Annotated in this window: 11 protein-coding genes; 4 read left to right on the top strand and 7 right to left on the bottom strand. The window is 57.7% G+C overall.

Annotated features, from left to right (window positions below; translation table 11 throughout):
- Positions 1-128 precede the first annotated feature (128 nt).
- Together AB4P96_RS25890 and AB4P96_RS25885 are read left to right on the top strand one after the other, a co-directional pair.
- Complete coding sequence (locus AB4P96_RS25890) at positions 129-1,346, top strand: argininosuccinate synthase (protein WP_003208700.1); 1,218 nt, start codon at positions 129-131, stop codon at positions 1,344-1,346.
- 635 nt (positions 1,347-1,981) lie between these two features.
- Positions 1,982-2,614, top strand: a complete 633-nt coding sequence (locus AB4P96_RS25885) for a response regulator transcription factor (protein WP_017137044.1) — start codon at positions 1,982-1,984, stop codon at positions 2,612-2,614.
- Between the two features lie 85 nt (positions 2,615-2,699).
- Here AB4P96_RS25885 and AB4P96_RS25880 read toward each other — a convergent pair whose 3' ends face one another.
- The 4 genes from AB4P96_RS25880 to metG all read right to left on the bottom strand — a co-directional run bounded on the left by AB4P96_RS25880 (position 2,700) and on the right by metG (position 6,962).
- On the bottom strand, positions 2,700-2,882 hold the full coding sequence (locus AB4P96_RS25880) for a PA3496 family putative envelope integrity protein (protein ID WP_395600265.1): 183 nt from the start codon (positions 2,880-2,882) through the stop codon (positions 2,700-2,702).
- 107 nt (positions 2,883-2,989) lie between these two features.
- Positions 2,990-3,628, bottom strand: a complete 639-nt coding sequence (gene nth / locus AB4P96_RS25875) for an endonuclease III (RefSeq protein ID WP_017137046.1) — start codon at positions 3,626-3,628, stop codon at positions 2,990-2,992.
- A 69-nt stretch (positions 3,629-3,697) separates the two neighbouring features.
- Entirely contained in the window at positions 3,698-4,666 is a 969-nt protein-coding gene (gene rsxB / locus AB4P96_RS25870; RefSeq protein ID WP_138453760.1) for an electron transport complex subunit RsxB, read from the bottom strand.
- A 244-nt stretch (positions 4,667-4,910) separates the two neighbouring features.
- Entirely contained in the window at positions 4,911-6,962 is a 2,052-nt protein-coding gene (gene metG, locus AB4P96_RS25865; protein WP_017137048.1) for a methionine--tRNA ligase, read from the bottom strand.
- Positions 6,963-7,134: 172 nt separating this feature from the next.
- On the opposite strand from metG, the gene apbC reads away from it, so the two are divergent.
- On the top strand, positions 7,135-8,229 hold the full coding sequence (gene apbC / locus AB4P96_RS25860) for an iron-sulfur cluster carrier protein ApbC (protein WP_395600264.1): 1,095 nt from the start codon (positions 7,135-7,137) through the stop codon (positions 8,227-8,229).
- 496 nt (positions 8,230-8,725) lie between these two features.
- On the opposite strand, the gene fdxA is transcribed toward apbC, so the two are convergent.
- Positions 8,726-9,049: a ferredoxin FdxA gene (gene fdxA / locus AB4P96_RS25855; RefSeq protein WP_003208688.1), complete on the bottom strand. Its 324-nt coding sequence runs from the start codon at positions 9,047-9,049 to the stop codon at positions 8,726-8,728.
- Positions 9,050-9,191: 142 nt separating this feature from the next.
- Complete coding sequence (gene mutS, locus AB4P96_RS25850) at positions 9,192-11,771, bottom strand: DNA mismatch repair protein MutS (RefSeq protein ID WP_395600263.1); 2,580 nt, start codon at positions 11,769-11,771, stop codon at positions 9,192-9,194.
- Between the two features lie 198 nt (positions 11,772-11,969).
- Between mutS and AB4P96_RS25845 the strand changes: the two genes are divergently transcribed.
- Positions 11,970-12,806 (top strand): coiled-coil domain-containing protein, encoded by an 837-nt coding sequence (locus AB4P96_RS25845; RefSeq protein ID WP_395600262.1) that lies wholly within the window; start codon positions 11,970-11,972, stop codon positions 12,804-12,806.
- 7 nt (positions 12,807-12,813) lie between these two features.
- Here the strand turns inward: AB4P96_RS25845 and AB4P96_RS25840 are convergent, their stop codons facing one another.
- Complete coding sequence (locus AB4P96_RS25840; protein WP_395600261.1) at positions 12,814-13,806, bottom strand: tyrosine-type recombinase/integrase; 993 nt, start codon at positions 13,804-13,806, stop codon at positions 12,814-12,816.

Below are 13,806 nucleotides of genomic sequence, written 5' to 3'. Positions count from 1 at the left end.
GTGCGACCATCGGTCGCCCGCTCGACATAATCTGTCGCTTTATCTTCATTTGCTGTCGCGCCTCTGTAAATTCACGGTTTTGGTCGGTAGAATCGACGGCTTTCCGTACAACCCCGTGGAGTGATGGCATGGCCGACGTAAACAAGGTCGTTCTCGCGTATTCCGGCGGCCTGGACACTTCGGTGATCCTCAAGTGGCTGCAGGATACTTATAACTGTGAAGTGGTGACCTTCACCGCTGACCTGGGTCAGGGCGAAGAGGTCGAACCTGCACGTGCCAAGGCGCAAGCCATGGGCGTGAAAGAGATCTACATTGACGACCTGCGCGAAGAATTCGTCCGCGATTTCGTCTTCCCGATGTTTCGCGCCAACACCGTCTACGAAGGCGAGTACCTGCTGGGTACTTCCATCGCACGCCCGCTGATCGCCAAACGCCTGATCGAAATCGCCAACGAAACCGGCGCCGACGCCATTTCCCATGGCGCTACCGGCAAGGGCAACGACCAGGTGCGTTTCGAACTGGGCGCCTACGCCCTCAAGCCAGGCGTGAAAGTGATTGCTCCTTGGCGTGAATGGGACCTGCTGTCCCGTGAAAAGCTGATGGATTACGCTGAAAAGCACGCAATCCCGATCGAGCGTCACGGCAAGAAGAAGTCCCCGTACTCGATGGACGCCAACTTGCTGCACATCTCCTATGAAGGCGGCGTGCTGGAAGACACCTGGACCGAGCACGAAGAAGACATGTGGAAATGGACCGTCTCCCCGGAGAACGCTCCAGACAAGGCCCAGTACCTGGAACTGACCTACCGCAACGGCGACATCGTTGCACTGGACGGCGTCGAAATGACCCCGGCCACCGTGCTGGCGACCCTGAACCGTATCGGTGGCGAACACGGTATCGGCCGTCTCGACATCGTCGAGAACCGCTACGTGGGCATGAAGTCCCGTGGTTGCTACGAAACCCCAGGCGGCACCATCATGCTGCGCGCTCACCGCGCCATTGAGTCGATCACCCTGGACCGTGAAGTGGCTCACCTCAAAGACGAGCTGATGCCCAAGTACGCCAGCTTGATCTACACCGGTTACTGGTGGAGTCCGGAGCGTCTGATGCTGCAACAGATGATCGACGCCTCCCAGGTCCACGTGAACGGCGTTGTGCGCCTGAAGCTGTACAAGGGCAACGTGATCGTCACCGGTCGCAAGTCTGATGAGTCGCTGTTCGACGCCAACATCGCCACCTTCGAAGAAGACGGCGGCGCCTACAACCAGGCGGACGCGGCAGGCTTCATCAAGCTGAACGCGCTGCGTATGCGCATCGCCGCCAACAAGGGTCGCAAGCTGTTCTGAGTGCGACCCTCGTTGTAAAAATGGCCCCTAGTCCAAGGGGCCATTTTTTTTGCCTGCATATAAAGACGGGCGCATTTAAAAGCAAGCTGATGTTTAAACGCGGTCTGACTGTTTAAGGTTTGTTGAATGTTGAAGTTGAATTCGACCGTTTCAGCGATGGCGTGTTTATTTCTGTACGGTTGAATGAATTTTTTACACCTGCACAGGAACTATGTCTTACGGAAAATTCACTACCTAAGTACAGCGAGTATGTAGGGCGCTGAAACTTCTGTAGGAAATAGGGATGTAAACAGGTATGTTGAATGGAACTAAATCAGTTGATTTCTTTTCAGCTGCTCACTGGCCTAGCTGCCATAAGCAAGGGGTATTTCCTGAAAGTCATGTGCGGTACATTTACCTCGTACCCATTCTGCGGCGTATATTTCACTCGAAATATGTATGGCCCCGGAAAGTTCTGAAGGGTTGCATAAAATTCCCTGCACCTGAGTTTGTGTTTTTTTGTAGGTTAATTCCCATATCGTTGTGGGTTGGGTCTCTGCTTGCTGTTGCTTGGGGGGGAGCGCTATGCCAACTAGGAAACGACTAGGCTATTGTGCTTGCTCTAAATAATTCGAACAGCGAAATTGGACTTTCTCATGAATAAAGTGCTGATCGTGGATGATCATCCCGTCATTCGACTTGCTGTGCGCATGCTAATGGAACGTCATGGTTATGAAGTCGTTGCCGAGACTGATAACGGCGTCGATGCGCTGCAACTTGCACGGGAACATATGCCGGACATTGTCATACTGGATATCGGGATACCCAAGCTCGATGGCCTGGAAGTTATCTGTCGGCTGGCGTCTACCAAGCAGGCTACACCCGTCAAGGTGCTGGTGCTGACGTCTCAGGCACCCGGCCATTTCTCCATGCGCTGCATGCAGGCGGGGGCGGCGGGCTACGTATGCAAGCAGCAGGACCTGACCGAGCTGCTGAGCGCCATCAAGGCTGTACTTTCCGGCTACAGCTATTTCCCCAACCAGGCGCTCAACTCGGTACGCTCGACCATGGGCAATGCCAGCGAGGCGGACATGGTTGAACGCTTGTCGGGTCGCGAGATGATGGTGTTGCAGCAACTGGCCCGAGGCAAAACCAACAAGGAAATTGCCGATGGCATGTTCCTGAGCAACAAAACCGTCAGCACCTACAAGACCCGCCTGTTACTCAAGCTCAATGCACGCTCCCTTGTGGACCTGATCGAGCTGGCCCAGCGCAACGGCCTCGTGTAGACGCGGTGCGGTTTTGCACCAAAACCCGAAAACCCGGCAAAAAAAAAGCCTCCGTCAGGGAGGCTTCCGGCCGTCAGCGCATCGATCAGAGGTCGAAGTCGTAATCGGCCAGTTGTTTTTGCAAGCGTCGCTCTTCCAACAGGTTGTCGATAGTGCGGCGTTTGCTCAAATTGGTCTTGGCCACCTCTGCCATAGGGGCGTCCCCTTCGTCTTCCGCCACATCAACGAGATCGTCTTCTACATCCAGTTGTTCTTTGCCAGTGCTCATAAGGTTAACTCCAGGCTAAGACTGCCGTTGGCGCTCCTTATAACGATAATCCACGAACGGGTAAAAAAGATTTTTTCAATCGACTGATCGAGAAAACCAATGAACCCTCAATCGTCCGAGGTTTTGTCCTTGTACTCGCACAGGTCTTCGATGCGGCAACTCCCGCAGCGAGGCTTGCGGGCCTGGCACACATAGCGCCCGTGAAGGATCAGCCAGTGGTGGGAGTCGAGCAGATAGGGCTTGGGCACAAACTTCATCAACTGCTTTTCTACCTCGACCACATTCTTGCCACGCGCGATGCCGGTTCGGTTGCTGACGCGGAAAATATGCGTGTCCACTGCCATGGTCAGTTGCCGGAACGCGGTATTGAGTACCACGTTCGCAGTTTTGCGGCCTACGCCGGGAAGGGCTTCCAGGGCTTCGCGGGTTTGTGGCACTTCACTGCCGTGCAGCTCAACCAACAAGCGGCAGGTCTCAATGACATTCTTGGCCTTGCTGTTGTACAGGCCGATCGTCTTGATGTACTCCGACAAACCCTCCACACCCAAGGCATAAATGGCCGCTGGCGTATTGGCCACTGGGTACAGCTTGGCCGTAGCCTTGTTGACGCCCACGTCCGTGGATTGTGCTGACAGGATCACCGCAATCAGCAACTCGAACGGCGACGAGTAGGCCAGCTCGGTCTTGGGTTCCGGATTGTCTTCATGAAACCTGCGGAAAATTTCCAGGCGTTTTGCGGCGTTCATGGGGCAGGTGGTTCCTTGCAGGCGATCAGCGCGATTGTAGTAATACACACAGCAGGGTTTAGCGCGGGTTTAAACGCTGTCATGAGTATCCACTTGGCGTTGTGCGTCATCGACTTTGCTTTGCGCCTCGGCCAGTTGCTGTGGAGTGGCGTTTAGATCCTGGGCTTTCTTCAATGCTGCGCGGTGCATGGCCAGCTGGATTTTAGCGCGCTTGAGATCGGCGCTGTTACTCGGTGCCGTTGCTGGCGTCGGTGTGCTCTGTACTTCCAGTGCGGCCAGCGCCTGCTCCGCTGCTTCGAACTGCTGTTGCAGCACGATCAACTGCGACTGCTGCTCAAAGGTCGGTGGATGTCCAAATGCCTTGAGTGATTTATGCAGTTGGGCGCGACTCATGGCAACGGTGATCTTGGCCTTCTTGACCGCTGTATCCCGGGCCGCCTGAGCGTCATCGGCTTGCACAGGGGCAACCGGCGGGGCCAAACGTTTAGCCCGCGCCAGGCGCTCGGCGAGTTTATGCGCTTCCTCGCGTTGCAGCCGCGCATTGCGTTGCTCAAAGCGCCGCCGCGCGCGGTCGCGCTTGAGGCCGCGCTCATGGCGTTGCCCATCATCGGCCGCCAGGCCGCCGACAATCGCCAGCACAGTGGTCGCTGGACGCATTTCAATGCAATCCACAGGGCAGGGCGCAACACACAGGTCGCAGCCGGTGCATTCATCCATGATCACGGTGTGCATCAACTTGGCGGCGCCGACAATCGCATCCACCGGGCACGCCTGGATGCACTTGGTGCAGCCGATGCATTCGGCTTCGCGGATGTAGGCGACCTGGGCCGGGGCTTCGCCGCGACTGGTGTCCAGTTCCAACACCGGCACGCGCAACAGCTGGGCCAGGCCGGCAATGGTTTCTTGCCCTCCGGGCGGGCACTTGTTGATTGCCTCACCCAACGCGATGCCCTCGGCGTAAGGCTTGCAACCCGGATGCCCGCATTTGCCGCATTGGGTCTGCGGCAGCAGCGCGTCGATACGTTGAATCAAGTTCATGGGGTGATCATTGGTATGCCGGTTGAACAAACAGTGCCTGTAGTGGCGAGCGCGCGTTCTGTGGCGAGCGGGCTTGCCCCGCGTTGCGGCGCGGAGCGGCCCTTGGTACATACACTCGGCTTAACAGGCCAAATGCGGCGACTTTATTGGGGCGGCTGCGCAGCCCAACGCGGGGCAAGCCCGCTCGCCACAGGCAGCCCGTTTGCCACGGGATGCCCGCTTACCGCAGACGGGCTTTGCCGGCTTACTTGATACGTTGACCCGGCTTGGCACCGCTGTCAGGGCTCAACAGGTAGATCTCTTCGCCGCCAGGGCCAGCCGCCATCACCATGCCTTCGGAGATACCGAACTTCATTTTGCGTGGCTTGAGGTTGGCGATCATCATGGTCAGGCGACCATCGAGCTTGGACGGGTCCGGGTAAGCGCTCTTGATGCCGGAGAACACGTTACGTTGTTCGCCACCCAGGTCCAGGGTCAGGCGCAGCAGCTTGTCGGCACCTTCTACGGCCTCGGCCTTGACGATCAGCGCAACGCGCAGGTCTACAGCGGCAAAGGCGTCGAAGTCGATTTCTGCCGAGATCGGATCCTTGGCCAGCTCACCGTTACCGGCGGGCGCAGCCGAACCGGTGTCGGTCTGGCTGGCGACCAGGTCTTCTTTCGAAGCGTCGGTCATGGCCTGGACTTTCACCGGATCAATACGCGTCATCAACGGCTTGAACTCGTTCAACTGATGGTTGCTGAGCAAGGTGGCGTGGTCGTTCCAGGTCAGCGGCGCGACGTTGAGGAACGCCTCGGCATCAGCGGCCAGCAATGGCAGCACCGGCTTGAGGAAGATTACCAATTGGCGGAACAGGTTGACGCCCGTGGCACAGATAGCCTGGACTTCAGCTTGCTTGCCTTCCTGCTTGTTCAGCGACCACGGTGCCTTGTCGGCGATCCAGGCGTTGGCGCGGTCGGCCAGGCCCATGATCTCGCGCATGGCGCGGGCAAAGTCACGGGCTTCATAGGCGTCGGCGATACTTGGCGCGGCGGCCAGGAAGGCTTCGGTCAGTTCCGGTGCGGCGTTTTCAGCCACCAGTAAACCGGCATTGCCCTTGTGGATAAAACCGGCGCAACGGCTGGCGATGTTGACCACTTTGCCGACCAGGTCCGAGTTGACCTTCTGCACGAAGTCTTCCAGGTTCAGGTCGAGGTCGTCGACACCACGGCCCAGCTTGGCGGCGTAGTAGTAGCGCAGGTATTCCGGCGACAGGTGGTCCAGGTAGGTGCGCGCCTTGATAAAGGTGCCACGGGACTTGGACATTTTCTGGCCATTGACCGTCAGGTAGCCGTGCACGGCGATACCGGTCGGCTTGCGATAGCCCGAACCTTCGAGCATGGCCGGCCAGAACAGCGCGTGGAAGTTGACGATGTCCTTGCCGATGAAGTGGTACAGCTCGGCGGTGGAGTCCTTGGCCCAGAACGCGTCGAAGTCCAGCTCAGGCGTGCGGTCGCAGAGGTTTTTGAAGCTGGCCATGTAGCCAATCGGCGCGTCCAGCCACACATAAAAGTACTTGCCCGGCTCGCCCGGGATCTCGAAGCCGAAGTACGGCGCATCGCGGGAGATGTCCCACTGCTGCAGGCCGCTGTCGAGCCATTCGGAGAGTTTGTTGGCCACGGCGTCCTGCAAGGTGCCGCTGCGGGTCCAGGTTTGCAGCATTTGCTGGAAATCCGGGAGCTTGAAGAAGAAGTGCTGGGAATCCTTGAGCACCGGGGTGGCGCCGGAGATTGCCGACTTCGGGTTCTTCAAGTCCGTCGGTGCATAGGTCGCGCCACATTTTTCGCAGTTGTCGCCGTACTGGTCTTCGGTGCCGCATTTAGGGCAGGTGCCCTTGATGAAGCGGTCGGCCAGGAACATTTTCTTTTCCGGGTCGAAATACTGGGTCACCGAACGCTGGTCGATGTGCCCGGCTTCCTTCAAGCGCAGGTAGATCTGGCTCGACAGCTCGCGGTTTTCTTCGGAGTGGGTCGAGTGGAAGTTATCGAAGTCCACCAGGAACTCGGCAAAGTCGGCGCTGTGTTCAGCCTGCACATTGGCGATCAGTTGTTCCGGGGTGATGCCTTCCTTCTCGGCACGCAACATGATGGCCGAACCGTGGGCGTCGTCCGCGCAGACATAAATGCATTGGTTGCCGCGATGCTTCTGGAAGCGCACCCACATATCGGTCTGGATGTACTCAAGCATATGGCCAAGATGGATGGAACCATTGGCATAGGGCAGGGCGCTGGTGACGAGGATCTTGCGTGGCTCGGACATGGGGCTCGGCTACTTGATGAAACGGAGGTCGGCCACTATAAAGCGCCGGGAAATATATTTCACCCCGTGGTGCTGTTTCTGAATCTTCCCAAGTCTCGAAAGCATGCCGCTGGGCGGCCGGAACGGTTAGGATAGCCGCCTGTTTCAGTCAGTCTTTTTTCGGGAGTAGCCCATGAGCGCCGTCAATCGCGCAGCGGTGGAAGCCGTTCTTCGCCAGTACACCGACCCCTATTTGAACCAGGACCCGGTCAGCGCCGGCTGTGTACGTGCCATTGAAGTCCAGAGCGACCAGGTGTCGGTCCAGTTGGAACTGGGCTATGCCGCCGGTTTGTTCAAGAGTGGCTGGGCGCAGATGTTGCAAATGGCCATCGAAGGCCTGGAGGGCGTGCGTTCGGCCAAGGTCGACATCCAGTGCGTGATCGCCGCGCACAAGGCCCAGGCGCAGATCCCGGGCCTGGCCAACGTCAAGAATGTTATCGCGGTGGCCTCCGGCAAGGGCGGCGTGGGTAAATCCACCACCGCCGCCAACCTGGCGCTGGCGCTGGCCCGAGAAGGTGCGCGCGTGGGCATCCTCGACGCTGATATCTACGGCCCCAGCCAGGGCGTGATGTTCGGCATCGCCGAAGGCACGCGGCCCAAGGTCAAGGACCAGAAGTGGTTTGTGCCAATTGAGTCGCTGGGTGTAGAGGTCATGTCCATGGCCTTCCTCACCGACGACAACACACCGATGGTCTGGCGCGGGCCGATGGTCTCTGGGGCCTTGCTGCAACTGGTCACCCAGACCGCCTGGGGCGACCTCGATTACCTGGTGATCGACATGCCGCCAGGCACTGGCGATATCCAACTGACACTGGCGCAAAAAGTGCCGGTGGCTGGCTCAGTAATCGTGACCACGCCTCAGGACCTGGCGCTGCTGGATGCCAGAAAAGGCGTGGAGATGTTCCGCAAGGTCAACATCCCGGTGCTGGGCGTTGTTGAAAACATGGCGGTACACATCTGTTCCAACTGCGGCCACGCCGAGCATTTGTTCGGCGAAGGCGGCGGCGAGAAGCTGGCGACCCAATACGGGGTTGAGTTGCTGGCGTCGCTGCCGCTGGCGATGGAAATTCGTGAGCAGGCCGACGGCGGCAAGCCGACCGTGGCCGCAGAGCCCGATGGACCGATCGCTATGGTGTACCAGGAGTTGGCCCGGCATGTGGGCGCGCGGATCGTCCTGCAGGAAGCGGCGACACCGGCGATGCCGACCATCACTGTCAGCGATGACTGAGTCGGCTGAATGAAAAAAGCCTCGACCTTGTCGGGGCTTTTTTATGCCTGCCGATCAGTCAAAGGTTCTCAATCACGCGTTTGCGCAATTGCGCATGTAAGCATTTGCTTACTTTTTCGTAAGTGATTGGTTTTTTTACCGGGCATGTCCATCTCGAAACGGTGAGAGAATTTTCTATCCTTATGAAAAATAACAATTATTTATACTTGAATGGGCGTTCAAGTCTGTCAGCCGATCACTTGGATCCCATTGAACTTCCCTCGGAACTCTCTAAGATCAGCCCTGTGTCCACGGATTGGCACAGCCATCAAGGAACGATGGTTGAAGGAACGTCGCAGGATGCGATTCATCAGGACGATGAAAAGGAATACAGGGACTAGGGAAAAAATGTGGGCGGGTCATACCGCCCCTTTTTTTGCCTGCAGAAAAGTGAAACGGTCCACCCAGAAACGCAAAAAAGGCCCGCAAGGGGCCTTTTTATTGGGCGGTGGCGCTATTAGCGCTCGAGGTCTGCAATCTTACCTTTCTTGCCATCCCACTCCGCTGCATCAGGCATCGGATCTTTACGTTCAGTGATGTTCGGCCAGATTTCCGCCAACTCGACGTTCAACTGAATGAATTCCTGCATCTCTGCCGGGACTTCGTCCTCGGAGAAAATAGCGACGGCCGGGCATTCTGGTTCACACAGGGCGCAGTCAATGCACTCATCCGGGTGGATAACCAGGAAGTTCGGGCCTTCGTAGAAGCAGTCCACCGGACACACTTCGACGCAGTCGGTGTACTTGCACTTGATGCAGTTGTCGGTAACGACGAAGGTCATTTCTAATTCTCTCCTCAGGCGGCGGCAGCGAAACCCTTTGTGGCAGGGCTCGCGAGGTTCGGGAGCGATAGTCTGCAGGCCAGGCTAATAACCCGCAGCATCCCAAACCGCGCGAGAGTCTACCAGCTTGCAAGCCTGTGCGTTATATCCGAACTTGCAGTGCATATAACATTTCGAGCGCTTTACGCGGCGTCAAGCCGTCCAGGTCAAGCTTTGCCAGCTCATCCAGCACTGGATGGGGCAGGCTGGCGAACATATCACTCTGGTGCGGCGCGCTGGGTTTTGCGCTGGTTTTGGCCGGGCTTGCCACAGGAATCTCGTGGGGCAGGGCGGTTTCTTCCAGGCGGCTCAAGTGTTCGCGGGCACGGGTGATGACTTGCGCAGGAACCCCCGCCAACTGCGCCACGGCCAAACCGTAACTCTGGCTCGCCGGCCCCGGCAACACGTGGTGCAGGAACACGATGCGCTCGTTGTGCTCAGTGGCATTGAGATGCACGTTGGCCACCAGCGGCTCGCTTTCCGGCAACACCGTCAGCTCGAAATAGTGCGTGGCGAACAGCGTATAGGCGCGCAAATGCGCCAAACGCTCGGCCGCCGCCCACGCCAGCGACAGACCATCGAAGGTGCTGGTGCCGCGCCCCACTTCGTCCATCAGCACCAAACTGCGTTCGGTGGCGTTGTGCAGGATGTTGGCGGTTTCGCTCATTTCCACCATAAAGGTCGAACGCCCTCCGGCCAGGTCATCACTGGAACCGATCCGGGTGAAAATGCGGTCCACCAGCGACAACTCGCAACTGGCTGCCGGCACAAAGCTGCCGATATGCGCCAGCAACACGATCAAGGCGGTCTGGCGCATGTAGGTGGATTTACCACCCATGTTCGGACCGGTGATCACCAGCATGCGCGTGTCGTCATCCAGCGACAGGTCGTTGGCCACAAACGGCGTGGTCAACACCTGCTCCACCACCGGGTGGCGCCCCTGCACGATGCGCATGCACGGCTCGCTGACAAAACGCGGGCAGTTCAGGTCAAGGTTCAGCGCACGTTCGGCCAGGTTGCTCAGCACATCCAGTTCCGCCAGGGCGGCGGCGGTGTCTTGCAGCGGCGCCAGGCGGCTGATCAAATCTTCGAGCAACGCTTCATACAGCATCTTTTCGCGCGCCAGGGCACGGCTTTTGGCCGACAGTGCCTTGTCTTCGAACTCTTTCAGCTCCGGCGTAATGAAACGCTCGGCGCCTTTAAGGGTTTGGCGGCGCTGATAATCAATCGGCGCCGACTCGGCCTGCTTGCTCGGCAACTCAATAAAGTAGCCGTGCACGCGGTTGTAGCCGACCTTCAAGTTGGCCAAGCCCGTGCGGGCTTTTTCGCGGGCTTCCAGATCAATCAGGAACTGCCCGGCGTTTTCGCTCAGCGATTGCAACTCGTCCAGCTCGCTGTCGTAACCGGTTTTAAGCACGCCGCCGTCACGGATAATCGCCGGCGGGTTGTCGATAATGGCTTTTTCCAGCAGCGCCGCGAGGTCCGGGTAAGTGCCGGCCGTTACGGCGAGTTGTTGCAGGTGCGGCGTGTCCAGCTCGGTCATCGCCACTTGCAGCTGCGGCAGCGCGCTCAAGGCATCGCGCAGGCGCGCCAGGTCACGCGGGCGCGCATTGCGCAGGCCGATTCGCGCCAGGATGCGCTCGATATCGCCGATTTCTTTAAGCTGCGGCTGCAGGTTCTCAAAGCGATAGCGATCCAGCAGGCAGGTAATCGACGTCTGTCGCGCCTGCAGCACGGTCAGATCGCGCAGCGGACGGTTCAACCAACGGGTCAGCAAACGGCTGCCCATTGCCGTCTGGCAACGGTCGACCACCGATTGCAGCGTGTTATCACGGCCACCAGCCAGGTTGGTGTCCAGCTCGAGGTTGCGACGGCTGGCACCATCGAGCACCACGGTGTCGTCCAGGCGCTCATGGCGCAGGCTGCGCAAATGCGGCAGGGCGGTGCGCTGGGTTTCCTTGGCATAGCTGAGCAAGCAACCGGCAGCGCCGATGGCCAGGGTCAGGGTTTCGCAACCGAAGCCTTTAAGGTCCTGCACCGAGAACTGCTGGCACAGACTTTTCAGCGCCGTGTCGCGCTCAAAGTCCCACGGCGCACGCCGCTTGGTCCCACGACGCTTTTCCGCCGGTAGATCCTTGGGCCAATCATCCGGAATCAACAACTCCACCGGATTGATGCGCTCAAGCTCCGCCAGCAGGTTCTCCCAGCCCTTGATCTCCAGCACGCTGAAGTTGCCGCTGGTGATATCCAGCACCGACAGGCCAAACAAACGCTCATCGCCCAGCACTGCTGCGATCAGGTTGTCACGACGCTCATCGAGCAGCGCCTCATCACTCACCGTGCCCGGCGTAATAATGCGCACCACCTGACGTTCCACCGGCCCTTTGCTGGTCGCCGGGTCGCCGATCTGCTCACAGATCACCACCGACTCGCCCAACTTCACCAGCTTGACCAGATAACCTTCCAACGAATGGTAAGGAATCCCACACATCGGAATCGACTGCCCCGCCGACTGCCCACGCGCGGTCAGGGTGATGTCCAGCAGCTTGGCGGCCTTCTTCGCGTCTTCGTAGAAGATCTCGTAGAAATCGCCCATGCGATAGAACATCAACTGATCAGGGTGCTGGTTTTTGAGGCGCCAGTACTGCTGCATCATCGGGGTGTGGCTGGAGAGGTCTGTCATACGGGGCTTTCAGCTCTTCCTGTCTATTTGACGATTCGTATCTGTCTAATACTACAGGGAAATATCCGCAGAATGTGGTCGAGCTCATTTGATGGGGAGCGCCCGCCGTGGGTCGTATTTCGTAAAAGGCGCGTGGGAGTCGGAGATTTTAGTGTGCTAGATTGTTCGCATTAAAATGCCATCACTCAAGGGAATGTAATGACAGAGACTAATGATAATAACGAAAAGAAACGATCTGTAACTGGTTTTTTAACGCTTGCGAATGTGCGAGATCTTGCAGTAGTCGCGCTTATCATTGTAGTAGGTGTGCGGTTTGCCACTGCTGACTTTAATATTGACCTCAAAGATTTTAGCTTTACAGATCTGGTTAGTCTTTTTCTTGCGGTTTCATCGGTTGCGCTTTCGGCGTTATTTTACTTTAAGGCTGATGAGTCTTCGAGGACGTTCTATACACATACTTATAAATTCACAAAAGAAGTGTCGGAGATGCTCGGAAGAATTGATTCTGGGTTTGGAGAGAAGCTAACCAATATCGGTCAAGGTTATAGTGATTTAAGCCAAAAGTTTGATAGGTTTTCATTTGATCCAGTGGCTGCGGCTTCTAGGGTTGAAAATTCCGAAGCTAAGAAGGCCGAAATCGAAGAGCAGGAGGCAAGAAGGCAGGATATTATTGAGGAATTGATGCAGCGCGCATCAGTTGCGGGCGAAGAGAGAGATCAGTTGCTTGAGCGGTTGTCTAGCTTGAGCAGAGAGCTAGAGCAGTCCAAAGCCGAGCTAGCCGAACAGCGTCGTGAACTTGATGATGAGGTTGATCCTGGCTTCAAAGGCTATCTTGGGGAGTTTATTTTAAAGCACTTTCCTAAAGATACGGCAAACGGCAGGCCTTTATTCATCCGTCGGCGATTTCAGAAAGTCATTGATGATCCAGCTTTCGGCAAATCCGCTATTAGATACATGCGGCGTTTCGGGTTGATGGATGAGGATGAACTTACTGATAAGGGCGTGGAACTTGTCAGGTATATCCTCCTGTCCTAAGTAAGCTTTAAGGTTTTCCATCTTTTGGCATTGTTGGCGGAAGACCTACGTTGGTTTTGCGCAGGCGCAGATAACGCTGCGTCATCTTGGCATCGGTGTGCCCTCCCAGCTTTTGAGCATCGTTGCCTTGGTCGTCGGTATCCGAAAGGGACTTTGCTCGAAGGTCATGAAGGCTCGCATCCTCGACGCCGGCCTTCCGGCAGCTGATGGCGAAGGCGTCCTTGACCGAGCTGTAGTGCACCGGCTTGCCGCCGCGCGGTGAGCAGAAAAGGGTGAGGCCACGGATCTTCCTCGGCAGCGCCTTGACCCGGGCGATCAGTGCCTCCAAGTCTGGCGTCATCTGCACCAGCAACCTGGCGTTGGTCTTTTCCTGCTTGAAGGCGATGCCCTCGGCGTTGATATCCGCCAATCGGATGGCCAGCACGTCACCGATACGCTGGCCGGTCAGGTAGCACATCTCGTAGATGACGCGCATGTTGTCGCTTGAGTTGGCGCAGATCGCCTGGAACTCGCCGTGAGTGATGTACCTGTCGCGCTTGTGCTCCAGGTGCCGGCGCACGCCGATGCATGGATTCGAGTCGACAATCTGCTGCTCCAGGGCATAGGTGAAGACTGCCCGCAGCACCGAGATCACCCGGTTCGACATGTTCGGCGTGTCTGCCATGTGCAGCTTGAGCGCTACGACGTGCCGCTGAAGCACCTCGCGCGGCTCGAAGTCGGCGAAGTTTTCCTTCAGTCGCTCGGCCGCTGCCTCGTATTGCTTGAGCGTGTTCGGCTTCAGCGCCGGCTTCGTCCTGGTGCGCATGTGCTCAAGCGCGTCGTCGATCAGTTTGGGCATCCCGCCCAGGCTGCGCTTGTCCAGCAACATGGCGTATTCGGCGAGAGACGCCTGAAACTCAGTGCCGAGGCGCATCCACTTGCCCTTGCGGACCAAGTAGTACGCGCCGTGCTTCTGGTACATGCACGCCGGCAGGTGCCGGTCCTTCTTGCGCGGTCGCAT

Source organism: Pseudomonas sp. B19125 (assembly GCF_044218855.1).
GTDB classification, from domain to species: domain Bacteria; phylum Pseudomonadota; class Gammaproteobacteria; order Pseudomonadales; family Pseudomonadaceae; genus Aquipseudomonas; species Aquipseudomonas edaphica.
Note: the sequence above shows the minus strand (reverse complement) of the source record. Positions and strands in the feature narration are given on the sequence as shown.